Annotated in this window: 20 protein-coding genes; 15 read left to right on the top strand and 5 right to left on the bottom strand. The window is 26.1% G+C overall.

All coding sequences use genetic code 11. The features are described 5' to 3' along the window. The 5 genes from BUA19_RS08860 to BUA19_RS08840 form a co-directional block, all read right to left on the bottom strand. A partial coding sequence (locus BUA19_RS08860) for a helix-turn-helix domain-containing protein (RefSeq protein WP_178137479.1) occupies positions 1 to 415 on the bottom strand: 415 nt, incomplete at its 3' end. Between the two features lie 273 nt (positions 416 to 688). Beyond that, positions 689 to 1,192, bottom strand: a complete 504-nt coding sequence (locus BUA19_RS08855) for a hypothetical protein (protein WP_072725728.1) — start codon at positions 1,190 to 1,192, stop codon at positions 689 to 691. 33 nt (positions 1,193 to 1,225) lie between these two features. Continuing rightward, entirely contained in the window at positions 1,226 to 1,594 is a 369-nt protein-coding gene (locus BUA19_RS08850) for a hypothetical protein (RefSeq protein WP_072725726.1), read from the bottom strand. A 15-nt stretch (positions 1,595 to 1,609) separates the two neighbouring features. Further along, complete coding sequence (locus BUA19_RS08845; protein WP_072725725.1) at positions 1,610 to 1,972, bottom strand: hypothetical protein; 363 nt, start codon at positions 1,970 to 1,972, stop codon at positions 1,610 to 1,612. A 51-nt stretch (positions 1,973 to 2,023) separates the two neighbouring features. Further along, the gene (locus BUA19_RS08840) at positions 2,024 to 2,221 is read right to left on the bottom strand and encodes a hypothetical protein (RefSeq protein WP_072725723.1); all 198 of its coding nucleotides are present in this window, start codon (positions 2,219 to 2,221) and stop codon (positions 2,024 to 2,026) included. A gap of 295 nt (positions 2,222 to 2,516) precedes the next feature. On the opposite strand from BUA19_RS08840, the gene pyrB reads away from it, so the two are divergent. The 15 genes from pyrB to BUA19_RS08770 all read left to right on the top strand — a co-directional run bounded on the left by pyrB (position 2,517) and on the right by BUA19_RS08770 (position 15,437). Further along, the gene (gene pyrB, locus BUA19_RS08835; protein ID WP_072725722.1) at positions 2,517 to 3,440 is read left to right on the top strand and encodes an aspartate carbamoyltransferase; all 924 of its coding nucleotides are present in this window, start codon (positions 2,517 to 2,519) and stop codon (positions 3,438 to 3,440) included. Further along, the gene (locus BUA19_RS08830) at positions 3,433 to 3,855 is read left to right on the top strand and encodes an aspartate carbamoyltransferase regulatory subunit (RefSeq protein WP_072725720.1); all 423 of its coding nucleotides are present in this window, start codon (positions 3,433 to 3,435) and stop codon (positions 3,853 to 3,855) included. The genes pyrB and BUA19_RS08830 overlap by 8 nt, the downstream gene beginning before the upstream one ends. Before the next feature lie 11 nt (positions 3,856 to 3,866). Then, a complete protein-coding gene (locus BUA19_RS08825; RefSeq protein ID WP_072725719.1) occupies positions 3,867 to 5,015 on the top strand; it encodes a dihydroorotase in 1,149 nt (382 codons plus the stop codon). After that, on the top strand, positions 5,002 to 5,826 hold the full coding sequence (pyrF, locus tag BUA19_RS08820) for an orotidine-5'-phosphate decarboxylase (RefSeq protein ID WP_072725718.1): 825 nt from the start codon (positions 5,002 to 5,004) through the stop codon (positions 5,824 to 5,826). The genes BUA19_RS08825 and pyrF overlap by 14 nt, the downstream gene beginning before the upstream one ends. Continuing rightward, positions 5,814 to 6,503 (top strand): dihydroorotate dehydrogenase electron transfer subunit, encoded by a 690-nt coding sequence (locus BUA19_RS08815; RefSeq protein ID WP_072725716.1) that lies wholly within the window; start codon positions 5,814 to 5,816, stop codon positions 6,501 to 6,503. The genes pyrF and BUA19_RS08815 overlap by 13 nt, the downstream gene beginning before the upstream one ends. Then, positions 6,496 to 7,398 (top strand): dihydroorotate dehydrogenase, encoded by a 903-nt coding sequence (locus BUA19_RS08810; RefSeq protein ID WP_072725714.1) that lies wholly within the window; start codon positions 6,496 to 6,498, stop codon positions 7,396 to 7,398. The genes BUA19_RS08815 and BUA19_RS08810 overlap by 8 nt, the downstream gene beginning before the upstream one ends. Before the next feature lie 191 nt (positions 7,399 to 7,589). Next, positions 7,590 to 8,156: an orotate phosphoribosyltransferase gene (pyrE, locus tag BUA19_RS08805; protein ID WP_072725712.1), complete on the top strand. Its 567-nt coding sequence runs from the start codon at positions 7,590 to 7,592 to the stop codon at positions 8,154 to 8,156. Between the two features lie 161 nt (positions 8,157 to 8,317). Then, complete coding sequence (locus BUA19_RS08800) at positions 8,318 to 9,985, top strand: AAA family ATPase (protein WP_072725710.1); 1,668 nt, start codon at positions 8,318 to 8,320, stop codon at positions 9,983 to 9,985. A 19-nt stretch (positions 9,986 to 10,004) separates the two neighbouring features. Next, on the top strand, positions 10,005 to 11,039 hold the full coding sequence (locus tag BUA19_RS08795; RefSeq protein WP_072725708.1) for a sensor histidine kinase: 1,035 nt from the start codon (positions 10,005 to 10,007) through the stop codon (positions 11,037 to 11,039). Between the two features lie 99 nt (positions 11,040 to 11,138). Next, entirely contained in the window at positions 11,139 to 11,348 is a 210-nt protein-coding gene (locus BUA19_RS08790) for a hypothetical protein (RefSeq protein WP_072725706.1), read from the top strand. A 9-nt stretch (positions 11,349 to 11,357) separates the two neighbouring features. After that, entirely contained in the window at positions 11,358 to 11,672 is a 315-nt protein-coding gene (locus BUA19_RS08785) for a TlpA family protein disulfide reductase (RefSeq protein WP_330389064.1), read from the top strand. Between the two features lie 9 nt (positions 11,673 to 11,681). Further along, on the top strand, positions 11,682 to 11,816 hold the full coding sequence (locus BUA19_RS12030; RefSeq protein WP_330389063.1) for a CD1871A family CXXC motif-containing protein: 135 nt from the start codon (positions 11,682 to 11,684) through the stop codon (positions 11,814 to 11,816). Between the two features lies 1 nt (position 11,817). Then, positions 11,818 to 12,651, top strand: coding sequence for a 4Fe-4S binding protein (locus tag BUA19_RS08780; RefSeq protein ID WP_072725734.1), 834 nt, complete (start codon positions 11,818 to 11,820; stop codon positions 12,649 to 12,651). 148 nt (positions 12,652 to 12,799) lie between these two features. Continuing rightward, positions 12,800 to 13,564: an ABC transporter ATP-binding protein gene (locus tag BUA19_RS08775; RefSeq protein WP_072725702.1), complete on the top strand. Its 765-nt coding sequence runs from the start codon at positions 12,800 to 12,802 to the stop codon at positions 13,562 to 13,564. Beyond that, positions 13,551 to 15,437 (top strand): ABC transporter permease, encoded by a 1,887-nt coding sequence (locus tag BUA19_RS08770; RefSeq protein WP_072725700.1) that lies wholly within the window; start codon positions 13,551 to 13,553, stop codon positions 15,435 to 15,437. Before BUA19_RS08775 ends, BUA19_RS08770 begins: the two co-directional genes overlap by 14 nt. Positions 15,438 to 15,499 lie beyond the last annotated feature (62 nt).

The following is a 15,499-nucleotide window of genomic DNA, read 5'->3' as shown; positions in this document are numbered from 1 at the left end:
CATAGTCTGCTTTATATTTTACTTTCCCTATTTTTTCAAGATTAACAACATCTTCTTTAAAGTATATTTTGTCATATCTTGAATAAAATTTAGGTTCCGATTTTTTCTTGCTCTTGAATTTAGGAAAACCACTACCATTAAAAAAGTTTTCGTATGCTTTATCTAAATCTCTAATAGCTTCTTTTAAAGTTGCATTGGATACTTCATAAAGCCATTTATATTCTTCTGTTTTTTTTAATTTAGTAAGTTCTTTTCCCAATTCTGTAACTGATAATCTTTTACCATATTTCTTATAATTTTCTATTTGCTTTGCTAATGCCCAATTATAAACAAATCTCATTGAACCTATATGTTTATACATTAAAACTTCTTGTTGTTTTGTCGGATATAATCTTATAATTAATCCTCTAATCATCTTTAGTCAACTCCATAATCATCTTCTTGACTTTGTTAACTCTTTCACCTTGAAGTTTAGCACTAATTCTTACTCATATTTTATCCCAATTTCTTAAAGTTTGCTCTGTTTTTCCAATTAATTTAGCAAATAAAATCACCTCTTGATATTATTACAATCTATAGATTGTTAAAAATCAAAGGGTTTTTATAAGGTTTTGTAATGTTTTCTTAACTGTTTTACTGCCTCCTAATTACCTTATTGGATATTATGTTAGACTTCTAATATTATATTTTAGCTATATAATATACTTACATTTTTTTTATGCTTTTTAGAATATTCATCTAGAAAACTTTTAAAATCAGATTCTGGTTTGCAGTCCACTACAATAATCATATCATCCATATGTTCAGTATAAAAAAATACATGAGTAACAATATTTTTCTCTACAATAAGAGCAGTAAATGAAAAATGATCGAGTTTAATAAATTTTTCTATTTCATCTATATTTTTTACAATATAAAACGTATCATTTGAAAAATCAAGATTCATAGTTGTTTCATTTTTAAGTCTATTAATTTCTTTATTAGATATAATAAATCTTTCAAAAAAATTTTGTTTTATTTTTAAAATAAATGACTTAACATCATAATCATGGTAGTCATCTACAAAAAAATCAAGATATTCTGTAATTCCAAAAACTAATTTTTTATCCTTTGAAAAATCTTTTAATAACTTTGTAAAATCTTCTAACGTAAAAGAATCATTTATTATAATATCTAATTTATTATGAAGCATTATAATTTCTCCTTTGATTAAACAAATTTATTTTTATATAATAGTAGAACTATTTATGTCTTTTATAAAATCATCTATAAATTTTCCAGAAGGAGAAAAACAAGCATTATAACTAAATAATTTTTTATTTCTTTTTTTTACAGCAACACAAACAAGAACTTCGTAGTGATTATGAGATTCTGTACCTAATAGATAATAAATAGAAATTTGTGCAAATTCAAACTCTAATTTTAATGAATTTGGATTTATATCTTTTAGAGTTATATCTATTTCTTTTAAAAATTCCTCAAAATCATCAATAGATTCTTTTTTCCAATTTTCGATATATTTCCAAAAATATTTTGTTGTACGTAATTTAATGTTATATTCGTCTAACCAAGTTTCTAAGTTTTTTTCTAACATAATTTTTCTCCAAATTTATAATTTTAATTCTACGTTTAAATCAACTATAATAGAACTTGAAATTAAATCCCCAGATAAAGTATAACATGATTTATATTCTAATATTATATCTAAATCTTTAGAATAAGCTAAAGTGATATCCAGTCTATATTTTTGTTCATTAATTATAGTATAATCTTTAACTAAAGAAATAATGGATAATTTTAATTCATTTTTTAATTCTTTAAGATTTATATTATTAAAAATTTTTTTGTATTCATCTGGATTGTTATTTTTATAATCATTTATTTTTTGAAAAAAAGTATCTATGGATTTTTGTTTTAAGTCTAACTTTAATACAATATCTTCTAATGGATTAAAATCAAATAATTGTTTCATAAAATCACCTATATTTTTATTAAGGTAATCTTTTTATACCTTTATAATCTGTCAATTCAATAAATTATTTGTTATATCTTCTGCTTCATCTAATAATTCATCTATATCTATTTCATCAGTTTCTAAATTATATACTTTTTCTGTTACGGATATTTCGTTAATACTTTGTGCAAATACACTAGCAGTTGGAACAAAAAACATTACAAGTGTTAATAAAGTTGCTATAAATTGTTTTAATTTGTTAAACATATTTTAACCCCTTTCTATATTTTTGTAAATAAATATTATTTTTAAATAACCATGGCTATTCTTGAAAATACTAGAAAATTATATCAAAATAAATATTGACATAGTTTAACTTAAGTGTTAAGATACATAACAAGGAAAATAAATCTTTAATACTAGTCCAGAGAGGCTAGGAAGGTTGTAAATATGGATAAACTTATTTATATATGTCTATAATTATGCCTTCCTATCTTGGAAGGCTTTTTTAATGAAAAAATCTTTTAAAACAGTCCAGAGAGGCTGTAAAGGAGGTAATATTATGTTAAAAGGAAAACACTTAATCCAGCCAAATGACTTTTCTTTAGAAGAATTAGATTCAATTCTTAATCTTGGGAAGGAAATAACAGAAAATCCTCAAAAATACTCTGATATATGCAAAGGCAAATTATTAGCTACATTATTCTATGAGCCATCAACTAGAACTAGATTTAGTTTTGAAGCTGCAATGTTAAGACTTGGTGGAAGTGTAGTTGGTTTTTCAGAGCCTAATTCATCTTCTGTAGCAAAGGGAGAATCTCTTGCAGACACTATAAGAACCGTTGGATGTTATGCAGATATAATAGCTATGAGACATCCAAAAGAAGGTAGTGCCTATCTTGCATCTAAATATTCAAGTGTACCTTTGATAAATGCAGGTGATGGAGGGCATCAACATCCTACTCAAACTCTTACCGATTTACTTACCATAAAAGCATTAAAAGGAAGTCTAGATAATCTTACAATAGGACTTTGTGGAGATTTAAAATTTGGTCGTACTGTTCACTCATTAGTAAAGGCCATGGCAAGATACAAAAACACAAAGTTTATATTTATATCCCCATCTGAACTTAAAATCCCAAATTATATAAAAGAAGAAATAAAAGGTCATGCATATTATGAAACTTCAAACTTAGAAGAAGTAATTAATCATGTAGATATACTTTATATGACAAGAGTGCAAAGAGAAAGATTTTTTAGTGAGGAAGAATATTTAAGACTTAAAGATAGTTATATACTTACAAAAGATAAACTTAAAAATGCAAAAGAGGATATGCTTGTGCTTCATCCACTACCTAGAGTAAATGAGATAGCAACTGAAGTAGACGATGATCCTAGAGCTGTATATTTTGATCAAGCAAAATACGGTATGTTTGTAAGAATGGCATTAATAATGAAATTATTGGGGGTGGATGCTGATGCTTAATGTAAATAGTATAAAAAGAGGAATAGTAATAGATCATATAAAAGCTGGATGTGGATATAAAATATTTAAACATTTAGGACTTCATAAAGCTGATTATTCAGTAGCACTTCTTAAAAATGTAAATTCAAATAAATTAGGTAAAAAAGATATTATAAAAATAGAGAATGAAATAGATATAGATTTAACAGTACTTGGGATTATAGATCCTAATATAACAATTAATATAATAGAAGATGAAAAAATAAAAGACAAAATAAACATTAAACTTCCAAAAAAGGTAAAGGGAGTATTTAAATGTAAAAATCCGAGATGTATAACTACAGTTGAAAATATAAAAGAAGTAGAATTTATACTCGTGAATGATGAAAAGAAAGAGTATAAGTGTGAATACTGTGAAAGTAGAACATCGTTATAAGGTGATATATTATGGATTTACTTATTAAAAATGTAAAAATAGTAGATGCTACAAAAAGTATTTATGGAGATGTATTTATAGAAAATGGAATAATAAAGGAAATAGGTATAGATATAAATAAGGATTGTCAAATTGTAGATGGAGAAGGATATACCCTTCTTCCATCGTTTATAGATATGCATACACATTTAAGGGAACCTGGATATACCTATAAGGAAGATTTAAAAAGCGGTCAAATGGCAGCAATAAAGGGAGGATATACAACACTTTGTGCCATGGCTAACACAAATCCTGTTTGTGATAATAAAGAAATAATAGAGTATGTAATTAATAAAAGTAAAAAATTAAACTTATGTGATGTAATTCAAATATCTTCATTAACTGAGAATTTAGATGGGAAAGAAATAGTAGATATAGATGAGATGATAAAATATACAAATCTTTTTTCTGATGATGGAAAAACAGTATTTGATGAAAATATTATGAAGGAAGCACTAAAGCTTTCTCAAAACTATAATTTTAAGATACTTACTCATTGTGACCCAGAAGTTGACATAGTTAAAAGAGATTTGAATTTACTTGAAGGTATAGGTGGCAATTTGCATATATGTCATATAAGTTTAAAAGAGACTTTAGATTTAATAAAAGAGTTTAAAAATAAAGGATTAAATTTTACATGTGAAGTAACTCCACATCATATATTCTCACATGATTTAGATTATAGAGTAAATCCATCAATTGCAAGTATTCAAGATGTAAATGCACTTATACAGGGAATAAAAGATGGATATATAGATGTAATTGGAACAGATCATGCCCCTCATAGTCGAGAAGATAAAACAAAAGGAGTTCCTGGAATATCACTAATAGAAGTAGCTTTTTCGATGGTATATAAAGTGTTTAAAGAAAATAATATATCGATAAATAAATTAAGTGAATTAATGTCTTATAATCCTTCTAAAATATTAAATTTAAATTCAGGACTTATTAAAGAAGGATATGAAGGAAATTTAGTGCTTGTAGATTTAGATAGAGAATATGAAATAGATACTAATGAATTTATATCTAAGGGAAAAAATAATCCATTTGATGGAATAAAAGTTTATGGGGAAGTAAAAATGACTGTAAAAAGGGGGCGTATTATTTATGATAATAGATAGGCTTTATGAAGAAGTGTTAAAAAAAGGTCCTATATGTGTAGGGATTGATACACGAATTGAGTATATACCAAATGATATATTAAATGATGAAACTACTATAGAAGAAAAGATATTTAAATTTAATAAAAGAATAATAGATGAAACACATGATTTAGTTGCATGTTACAAAGTTCAAATAGCTTGTTATGAAGCGTTTGGAATTGATGGACTTAAAGCTTATAGTAAAACTTTAAAATATATAAAAGAAAAAGGAAATATAGTAATAGGAGATATTAAAAGAGGAGATATTTCGTCAACTGCCAAGATGTATGCTAAAGCTCACTTTGAAGGAGATTTTGAGGTGGATTTTATAACAGTAAATCCTTATATGGGATATGATGCGATAAGTCCATATTGCGAATATTTAGAAAAAGGAAATAAAGGATTATTTGTTCTTGCTAAAACTTCAAATGAAAGCTCTAAGGATTTTCAAGAGCTTGAAGTTGATGATGAGCCTTTATATATGAAAGTTTCAAAGGAAATAGAAAAATGGGGAGAAAAATATGTGGGAAAAAATGGTTTTAGTTTAATAGGATCAGTTGTCGGTTGTACAAATCCTAAAGAGATAGTAGATATAAGTAATACTTGTAAAAATACATTCTTTTTAATACCTGGATATGGAGCTCAAGGAGGAAAAGGTAAAGGTTTATCAGCTTTATTTAAAAATAATATGTGCGGAGTTGTAAATTCATCAAGGGGAATAATAACATCGTATAATCCAAGAGAAGCTGTTTTAGAAATGAAGGAGGATATACTTAAATGGCTAAGGTAATATCAAATGAGTATTTAGGGGAGAATATGTATATTTTAAAAGTTAGTGGAATATTCAAAGGAAAAATGGGTCAATTTTATATGTTAAGAGCATGGGAAAATTATCCTTTGTTATCAAGACCTATAAGTATTCATGATATAGGTGAAGATTATATAAGTTTTTTATATAAAGTAGTGGGAAAAGGAACAAAAATATTGAGTGAGCTCAAGCCCTTTGATGAAATAAAACTTGAAGGACCTTATGGAAATGGATTTAAAGAAGTTGATGGAAAAATTGCTTTAGTTGGTGGAGGTATAGGGATAGCGCCACTTTATCTTGCAGCGAAAACATTAAAAAATGTAGATGTTTATATGGGGTTTAGAAAAAAAGCTGTATTAGAGGATAAGTTTAAGAAATATTCTAATGAAGTTAATATAACTGTGGGGAGAAATATTACAGATATATTAGATGTGAATAAATACGATTATATATTAACATGTGGGCCGGAAATAATGATGAAAAAAATAGTTGCCATGGCTAAGGGAACTAATACAAAGGTATATGTATCAATAGAAAATAAAATGGCATGTGGAGTAGGAGCTTGTCTTGTATGCACATGCAAAACTAAACAAGGAAACAAGAAAACTTGTAAAGATGGTCCAGTTTTCTTAGGAGAGGAAGTGTTGTTTGATGAGTAATTTGGAAGTTGAATTTTCCTCTTTAAAATTTAAAAATCCTGTTGTAATGGCATCAGGGACATTTGGATTTGGAAAAGAATACTGTGAAATTTATGATATTGAAAAATTAGGGGGGATATGTTCTAAAGGGCTTACTCTTAATAAAAAAAATGGAAATGATGGTGTTAGAATACATGAAACGGCTAGTGGAATGATGAATAGTGTTGGGCTTGAAAATCCAGGAATAGAAGGATTCGTAAAAAATGAGTTAAACTATTTTAAAAATTTAGATTTAATAAAAATAGTAAATATAGGGGGAGCAACAATTGAAGATTATGTAAAATCCATAGAAATAATATCTAGAGAAGATATAGATATGATTGAGCTTAATATATCTTGTCCTAATGTAAAAGAAGGTGGAATGGCATTTGGAATTAAGGATAGTATAGCTAGAGAAGTTATAAAAGAAGCGAGAAATGCTACAAAACTTCCTCTTGTAGTTAAGCTTTCTCCAAATGCTGAGGATATAGTAAAAATGGCAGTTGTATGTGAAGAAGAAGGAGCAGATGGAATATCATTAGTTAATACATTTAAAGCCATGGCGATTGATATAAGAAAAAGAAAGAGCATATTTAAAAACACTTATGCTGGTTTATCGGGACCTGCAATTAAGCCGATAGCTCTTAGAATGGTTCATGAAGTGTGTAAAAATGTAACTATTCCTGTTATGGGAATGGGAGGGATTGTAAATTATGAGGATGCTATAGAGTTTATAATGGCAGGAGCTACTTGTATTCAAATAGGAACGGCGAACTTTATAAATCCGAGAATAGGTCTTGAGATTATAGCTGGAATAGAGAAGTTTATGAAGGAAGAAAATGTGAAATCTCTTGATGAGATTAGAGGGATAGTGTAACAGCAAATGATACATGCAAAAATAACGCTCATGTGATGAATATTTTGAGAAAACTAAGTTTTCTTAGCAAAATATTTATAAAGAAAGGTTTATATTTACGCAATACATAAGAAGTAATACTTGTTAAGTCATATAGTTACACATTTATAAAAAGAGAGAAGTGAAAAAATAAAAGAGTGGGAGATGAGTTTATGAGTAATGAAGTTATTATAGATATTCTTAAGAAAAGTGATGCGTTGCTTGAAGGACATTTTTTATTGTCTTCTGGCAAGCATAGTAATAGATATGTTCAGTGTGCTAAGGTTTTGAGATATCCTGAGTATGCAAAGAAGGTTTTATCTTTTGTAGTTGAAAAAGTTAAGGATTTAGATATAGATTTGGTTGTTGGACCTGCCATGGGTGGAGTTATTGTTTCTTATGAAATAGGAAGACAATTAGGAAAAGAAGCTATATTTACTGAAAGAGTAGATAATGTGATGGCTTTAAGACGAGGGTTTAAAATAAAAAAAGATGCTAAAATTTTAATAACTGAAGATGTAGTAACTACTGGAAAGTCAACTCTTGAAGTAAAAGAGCTTCTTGAAAGCATGGGAGGAGATGTTATAGGGGTTGCTTGTATAGTAGATAGAACGAGTAGTGATATAGGGATACCGATATATAGTGCTATAGAGCTTGATATAAAAGTATATGACAAAGAAGATTGTCCTCTTTGTAAAGAAAATATGCCTATTGAAAAGCCGGGAAGTAGGAAGATATAAAGAATTACAAAGTTAATTGTTGGCCGTTTAAAACCAAATAGGTTTTAGATGGCTTTTTTAGTTGTTGTTGAATTTGAATAAATTCAAATTTAAAACTATAATTATATTATATATATAGATAGAATTAATTTTATCTTAAATACAAGTAAGGAGAGAAATAGATGAAAAAAATATCTATAGGTATAAGTGATTTTAAAAAATTAATAAGTGAAAATTATTACTATGTAGATAAAAGTTTATTTATAAAAGAGATAATAGATGATGGATCAGAAGTAATATTAATACCAAGACCTAGACGCTTTGGTAAAACACTTAATATGAGTATGCTCAAGTATTTTTTTGAAAAAAGTGATGAAAACAATAGGTATTTATTTGAAAACTTAAAAATAAACGATTATAAGGAAATAATGGATATGCAAGGAAAATATCCGGTAATATATATTACTTTTAAAGATATAAAATATTCTAATTGGGAAGATTGTAATATAGGAATTAAATCAGTTATAAGTGATGTATATGAAAAACATAAGTATCTTTTAAACAGTGATTTTTTAGATGAAAGACAAAGGAAGTATTTCAATGATGTATTAAATAAAGATGTTAATACTGTAGAACTTTCCGAGAGCTTGAAAACATTAAGCAAATATTTAACTAACTATTACAAGCAAAAAACAGTTGTTTTGATAGATGAATACGATGTTCCAATTCAAAGTGGATATTTAAATAATTATTATGGAAAAGTAATAGAATTTATGAGAATTTTCTTAAGTGCAGTGCTTAAGGATAATGAGTATTTGCAAAAGGGAGTTCTTACAGGAATTTTGAGAGTAGCAAAGGAGAGTATATTTTCCGGACTTAATAATTTAAAGGTATGTACGATATTAAAAAATCATTATAGTGATAAATTTGGATTTTTAGAAGGTGAAGTAGAAGAAATGTTAAAATACTATAATATAGAATCTGAAATGGATGAAGTTAGAAAATGGTACAATGGATATATATTTGGGAAAAATGTAATATATAATCCATGGTCGATATTAAATTATGTAGATAATTATGAGAAAGGATATAGACCTTACTGGGTAAATACAAGTAGTAATGATTTAGTTAAAATAATACTTACAAAATCGGGAGAATTTATAAAAAAAGATCTTGAGGATTTAATAAAAGGAAAAGACATAGTAAAAACTATAAATGAAGATATAGTTATGAAGGATATAGATAAGAGTTCAGAAAATGTGTGGAGTTTCTTGCTTTTTAGTGGATATTTAAAGGTGGTAAATGAAGAATTTAAAAGAGGAAAAACTTATTGCAATTTAAAAATTCCAAATTTAGAAGTAGCATATTTGTATGAAGAAATAATTATGTCGTGGTTTAATGAGAGTATAAATAATGAAAAATTTAATATTATGCTTAAAAGTTTAGTAAATGGAGATATAGAAGTATTTGAAGAAATATTTAGTGAATATTTAATAAAAAGTGCAAGTTATTTTGATATAGAAGAAAGCGAAAGCTTTTATCATGCATTTGTACTTGGTATTTTAGTGGCTTTAAATGAGGAGTATGAAGTAAAGTCAAATAGAGAAAGTGGATATGGAAGATATGATATAATGATAATTCCAAAGGATAAAAGTAAAATAGGTATAATAATAGAATTTAAAAAGGTAAATAAAAGAAGAAAAGAAAATTTAGAAATAGCAGTTCAAAATGCTATAGAGCAGATAAAAAATAAAAATTATAGACAAGATTTATTAGATAGAGGAGTAAAAAATATAATAGAGCTAGGAATTGCATTTGAAGGAAAAGATGTTTTAGTAGTACAAAGTTAAGAAAATAGGGTGCGGTATTATGAACTTTAAAAAATATATATTGGATAAAAAATATTTGATTTTATTTTATATTATTTTAATGAGTTTTATATCATTAGTAATATATTTAGATATAACAGTAAAGGTAAGTATAAATAATATATTGTATATAAATTTTGTTTCTTTTGTTTTGTTTTTATTTTATTTGATAGGAGAATATTTAGTATGTAAACGATACTATGAAGATATAAATTATATTTTGAAGAATAAAAAAGAAGATATAATAAATTGTTTGCCTAGTCCTAGTAATTATATACATCATTTGTGTAACGAACTTTTAATTAATGTTTATAATCAGCAAAATCAAAAAATAAATAAATTATATGAAGAAAAAAAAGAAAATTTAGAATTTATAACTTCATGGGTACATGAAATTAAAATTCCTATTGCAGTAAGTAGGCTCATTATAGAGAATAGTATATCAAAATCTAAAGAAGAAATACTGGATAGCTTAGAAGAAGAGATTGATAGAATAGAGAATTATGTAGAACAATCATTGTATTATTCAAGACTAGATGATTTTTCAAAAGATTATTTGATAAATGAAATTAATGTAGAAAAAATAGTAAAAGAAGTTATTAAAAAACATGCTAAGACTTTTATAAATAAAAAAATTAAAATTGATATTGAAGATATAAATATGAGTGTACATACTGATAAAAAATGGTTAATATTTATTATAAATCAAATTATAGATAATTCATTAAAATATACGGCTGAAGGTGGATATATAAAAATTAATATTGAAAAAGATGAAAAAGAGAAAAGACTTATAATTGAAGATAATGGCATAGGAATAAAAAAAGAAGATATACAAAGAATATTTGATAGAGGATTTACTGGATATAATGGGAGAAAAAATTATAAATCTACGGGAATGGGACTTTATTTGTCGAAGAGATTAGCGATAAAATTGGGACATGATATAACTGTAGAGTCGAAGTTTAAAGAATATACAAAAGTTACAATTCATTTTCCTAAGCTTATAGATTATTTTGATGTTACAAAATTGTAAGATTAACATTATATTTTGTAAGATAAATAAATTGTTTAAACTGAGTAAATTATATAAAATACAATGTAAAAGTAGTTTATTTTATAAAGGGGTGAAAATATGAGAAAAGTAATTAGTTTTATACTTATACTTATGATTGGTATAAGTGTTGTAGGATGTAGTTCGAAAAAGGAAAAAGAAGAAGTATCTATAACGGATTTAAAAGTTATGCCTAAATTTGAGCTTAAAGATGTAAATGATAAAGAAGTTAATAATGAAATATTCAAAGACAGTAAGATTACAATGGTAAATATTTGGGCAACAGGTTGAGGTGCATGTATAAAGGAGATGCCTGAGTTGCAGGCATTATATACTGAAATGAAAGAGCAAGGAGTAAATGTTATAGGGATTGTTGCTGATGGTATTGATAATGAAATAGGTGTATTGAATATTTTAAGAAAAACTGATGTGACATTTGAAAATATTATACCAAATGAAGAATTTATAAATGATTTTTTAAATAAAATAAGTGCGGTGCCAACATCTTTACTTGTAAATAGTGATGGTGAGATAATTGCTAAACCAATAGTTGGATCAAGAGATAAAGAAGAATATAAAGGAATAATAGAAGAAGCTTTAAAAAATATAAAATAGGTGAAGTATATGAAAAATAGAATAAGAGAGATGGTATTTATTATAGGGTTTATTTTTATTGGATTAGGTATATATAGGGGAGAAGTAGGTAAGGTACTTATAAAAGCAATAAATATATGCTTGGAGTGTATAGGAATTGATTAAGATGAAAAGAAAGTTGATTCAGATAATTACTAGTATAGGTATAAATAGTTATTTTAAAGGATTTATTGAAGGAAATATTTATAAGGGAAATTTGAAAAGAATATGTGTACCTGGTCTTAATTGTTACTCTTGTCCGGGTGCATTGGGGGCTTGTCCTATTGGATCGTTACAAGCAGTTATATCTGATATAAGATATAAGTTTTCATTTTATGTAGTTGGATTTCTTATGTTAATAGGGGGTTTTTTAGGAAGATTTGTATGTGGATGGTTGTGTCCATTTGGATTTATTGAGGAATTACTTTACAAAATACCTTCTCCAAAATTTAAGGTTAGTAAAAATTTTCAAAAATTGAAATATTTAAAGTACGTAATATTAATTGTATTTGTAATTTTATTACCATTGTTTTGGGTTGATGATATAGGTATAGGATCTCCGACTTTTTGTAAATACATATGTCCTGCTGGAACTATTGAAGGAGGAATACCACTTGTTATTTTAAATGAATCGTTAAGGTCGGCAATAGGGTTTTTATTTGCATGGAAATTAACATTATTAATTGTAATTGTTTTATTATCAATAGTGGTATTTAGACCATTTTGTAGGTTTGTATGTCCGTTGGGGGCTATATATTCATTATTTAATCCTATTAGCGCATATAGATTAAATGTAGATTTAAATAAGTGTACACAATGTGGAGTTTGTAGTAAAAAATGTAAGTTAGATATTGAAGTTTATAAAAATCCAAATAGTTTAGAATGTATAAGATGTGGGGAATGTATTGATGCTTGTCCTCATAATGCAATAAAAAGTCAGTTTAGTTTAAAGAATAGATAAGGGGTCTCTTATGATCCCTTTTTTTATTTTAAGTGACAAAATTGTAAGTTTAATGTGATATTTTGTTAGGTAAAAGAATGGTTTGAAGTAACTAATTTAAGTAAAATAACATTAAAGGATAATAAAAAACTCATAGGAGGTAAGATAAATGAAAGTTGTTTTAGATGCTAAAGATTTAAGTAAAGTATATGGTTCAAAAGGAAATGTTTATACTGCACTTCGTGGAATAAGTTTGCAAATAAAAGAAGGAGAATTTGTCGGTATAATGGGACCATCTGGAGCAGGGAAGAGTACTCTTTTAAATATAATATCAACTATAGATAAACCAACATCAGGTAGTATAACTATAAATGGAGAGAATATATTAAAATTTAATGAAGAAAAATTATCTTTATTTAGAAGGGAGAATTTAGGTTTTATATTTCAAGATTTTAATTTGCTTGATACTTTAACTGTTAAGGAAAATATATTACTTCCATTAGCTCTTGCTAAAATTAATCCGAAGAAGATTGAAAAAAAAGTAAGTGAAGTAACAAATACATTGGGAATAAGTGATATATTAAACAAATATCCATATGAAATTTCAGGTGGGCAAAAACAAAGAACAGCGGCAGCTAGAGCGATTATCAATGAACCTAAACTTATACTTGCTGATGAACCTACTGGAGCCCTTGATTCTAAATCATCAACAGAACTTTTACAAACTTTAAGTGAGTTAAACGAAAGAAATAAAGCTACTATAATGATGGTAACACATGATGCTTTTGCAGCAAGTTACTGTAAGCGAATATTATTTATAAAAGATGGGATGCTATTTACAGAACTTATAAAAGGAGAAAGTAGGAAGGAATTTTTTGACAAAATAATTGATGTTTTAGCAGTTTTAGGAGGGGATAATAATGACCTTATTTGATATTTGTATTAAAAATATAAAAAGAAATTTTCGAAATTATTTTATATATTTTATGTCAATAGTATTTAATGTAATTATATATTTTACATTTGTTTCTATTAGATTTAATGAACAAATTTTAAGATTTCTTGCAGGAGAATATAAAATTTTAGTGTTGTTTAAATTTGCATCTATATTGATAGCTATATTTTCATTGATTTTTATATGGTATTCAACTTCTTTTTTTATAAAGAAAAGGAAAAAAGAAATAGGTATTTATTCGTTGTTGGGAGTTAAGAAAAGGCAAATTGGAAGAATGTTATTTTATGAAAATGTAATAATGGGAATAATGGCTTTAGGTATAGGGCTATTGCTAGGGAGTATATTTTGCAAATTATTTATAATGATATTGTTTAAATTTATAAATTTTTTAGTAGAAGTAAAATTTACAGTAAATTTTAAAGCTGTTTTAAGTACTGTTGTTACTTTTGGAGTATTATTTTTGATTACATCAATATATGGATATACAATAATTTATAAATTTAGTCTTATTGAACTTTTTAAAGCGGAAAATGTTGCGGAAAAAGAGCCTAGATCATCAATGATTATGGCTTTAATTTCAATATTAATTATAGGAATAGGTTATATAGTAGGACTTAATGTCAGTATAAAAACTTTTTTAGTGAATACAGGTGTTGTTCTTATGACATCTGTTGTTGGAACGTTTATGTTTTTTAATTATTTTTTAATTTTTGTTATGAAAGTATTAAAGAAAAATAAGAGGAGATATTATAAAGGTATTAATATAATAGGGATAAATCAAATTTTATATAGAATAAAAAGTAATTCAAGAACGTTATCTATAATAGCTATACTTAGTGCAGTTATATTGACATCTATAGGAATAACATATACTTTGTATTATACTGTATCAAAAGAACATTTTATTTCGTATCCTTTTTCATATTCATATATTACTAATAATGAAGTTATAGATGAAAAAGTTGAAAATATTATAGCTAAATATCCGAAAAATAAATTAGTAAATTCGGTGGAAGAAGAATTTATTAGAGTTTATGCAAAGTGTAGTGATTATAAATTGGGAAAAGTTTATTTGATATCAGAAAGCAAGTTTAATAAAATAGCTAAAATAAGAGGTTTGAAAGATAGAGTACATTTAGATGACGATAGTGAAGTTGTATTATTAAATTATACTAGATTTAGAAAAAATGTTAAAGGAAAGTCGGTAGAATTGTTATCAAATGATAAAAAGCAAGAGTTTAAAGTTGTAGATCATAAGCTGTATTATGCTATGAATAGATATAAAATTGAATCGACTTTTGTTGTCAAAGATAGTATTTACAATGAATTTTATGATAAAAACAATATTGATAGAATAAAGGGATATAAGATAAAAAATGAATTGGATAGTAAAGAATTGACGAAGGAAATAATAAGGGTTGTGCCAAGTGATGTTGAGTTGAGCTATTGCTTAGAAAATATAAATGCTTTAATGCTTATAGGAATGCTTTTATTTGTCGGGGTTTTTTTAGGATTAGTATTTTTGATTGCCAGTGGTAGTGTCATTTATTTTAAACAGTTAACAGAGGCTAATGAGGAAAAGGGAAGATATTTGATATTAAAGAATATAGGAGTTAGTAAGGAAGAGATAAAAGTATCTATTGCAAAACAAATGGGTGTAATATTTGGACTTCCATTAATTGTAGGAATAGCACATAGTTTAGTTGCTATTATTATGAATTACAAATTGTTTAATCTTAATATGATAAGTCCTGTAATTTTGATTATAGGTAGCTATATATTAATTTATTTGGTATATTATTTCTTGACAATAAATTCATATAATAAAATTGTAAATTCAAAAACTGTCTAATAATAGGCAGTTTTTTGTTAAGATATAATAAAATTAGGTTATTATGTATTAATGGAGGATTA

This window comes from Tepidibacter thalassicus DSM 15285, from assembly GCF_900129915.1.
Lineage (GTDB): Bacteria > Bacillota > Clostridia > Peptostreptococcales > Peptostreptococcaceae > Tepidibacter > Tepidibacter thalassicus.
Note: the sequence above shows the minus strand (reverse complement) of the source record. Positions and strands in the feature narration are given on the sequence as shown.

Coding starts and splice junctions, on each gene's coding strand:
- BUA19_RS08855 (WP_072725728.1), bottom strand. CDS start 1,192: ATGCTTCATAATAAATTAGATATTATAATAAATGATTCTTTTACGTTA.
- BUA19_RS08850 (WP_072725726.1), bottom strand. CDS start 1,594: ATGTTAGAAAAAAACTTAGAAACTTGGTTAGACGAATATAACATTAAA.
- BUA19_RS08845 (WP_072725725.1), bottom strand. CDS start 1,972: ATGAAACAATTATTTGATTTTAATCCATTAGAAGATATTGTATTAAAG.
- BUA19_RS08840 (WP_072725723.1), bottom strand. CDS start 2,221: ATGTTTAACAAATTAAAACAATTTATAGCAACTTTATTAACACTTGTA.
- pyrB (WP_072725722.1), top strand. CDS start 2,517: ATGTTAAAAGGAAAACACTTAATCCAGCCAAATGACTTTTCTTTAGAA.
- BUA19_RS08830 (WP_072725720.1), top strand. CDS start 3,433: ATGCTTAATGTAAATAGTATAAAAAGAGGAATAGTAATAGATCATATA.
- BUA19_RS08825 (WP_072725719.1), top strand. CDS start 3,867: ATGGATTTACTTATTAAAAATGTAAAAATAGTAGATGCTACAAAAAGT.
- pyrF (WP_072725718.1), top strand. CDS start 5,002: ATGATAATAGATAGGCTTTATGAAGAAGTGTTAAAAAAAGGTCCTATA.
- BUA19_RS08815 (WP_072725716.1), top strand. CDS start 5,814: ATGGCTAAGGTAATATCAAATGAGTATTTAGGGGAGAATATGTATATT.
- BUA19_RS08810 (WP_072725714.1), top strand. CDS start 6,496: ATGAGTAATTTGGAAGTTGAATTTTCCTCTTTAAAATTTAAAAATCCT.
- pyrE (WP_072725712.1), top strand. CDS start 7,590: ATGAGTAATGAAGTTATTATAGATATTCTTAAGAAAAGTGATGCGTTG.
- BUA19_RS08800 (WP_072725710.1), top strand. CDS start 8,318: ATGAAAAAAATATCTATAGGTATAAGTGATTTTAAAAAATTAATAAGT.
- BUA19_RS08795 (WP_072725708.1), top strand. CDS start 10,005: ATGAACTTTAAAAAATATATATTGGATAAAAAATATTTGATTTTATTT.
- BUA19_RS08790 (WP_072725706.1), top strand. CDS start 11,139: ATGAGAAAAGTAATTAGTTTTATACTTATACTTATGATTGGTATAAGT.
- BUA19_RS12030 (WP_330389063.1), top strand. CDS start 11,682: ATGAAAAATAGAATAAGAGAGATGGTATTTATTATAGGGTTTATTTTT.
- BUA19_RS08780 (WP_072725734.1), top strand. CDS start 11,818: ATGAAAAGAAAGTTGATTCAGATAATTACTAGTATAGGTATAAATAGT.
- BUA19_RS08775 (WP_072725702.1), top strand. CDS start 12,800: ATGAAAGTTGTTTTAGATGCTAAAGATTTAAGTAAAGTATATGGTTCA.
- BUA19_RS08770 (WP_072725700.1), top strand. CDS start 13,551: ATGACCTTATTTGATATTTGTATTAAAAATATAAAAAGAAATTTTCGA.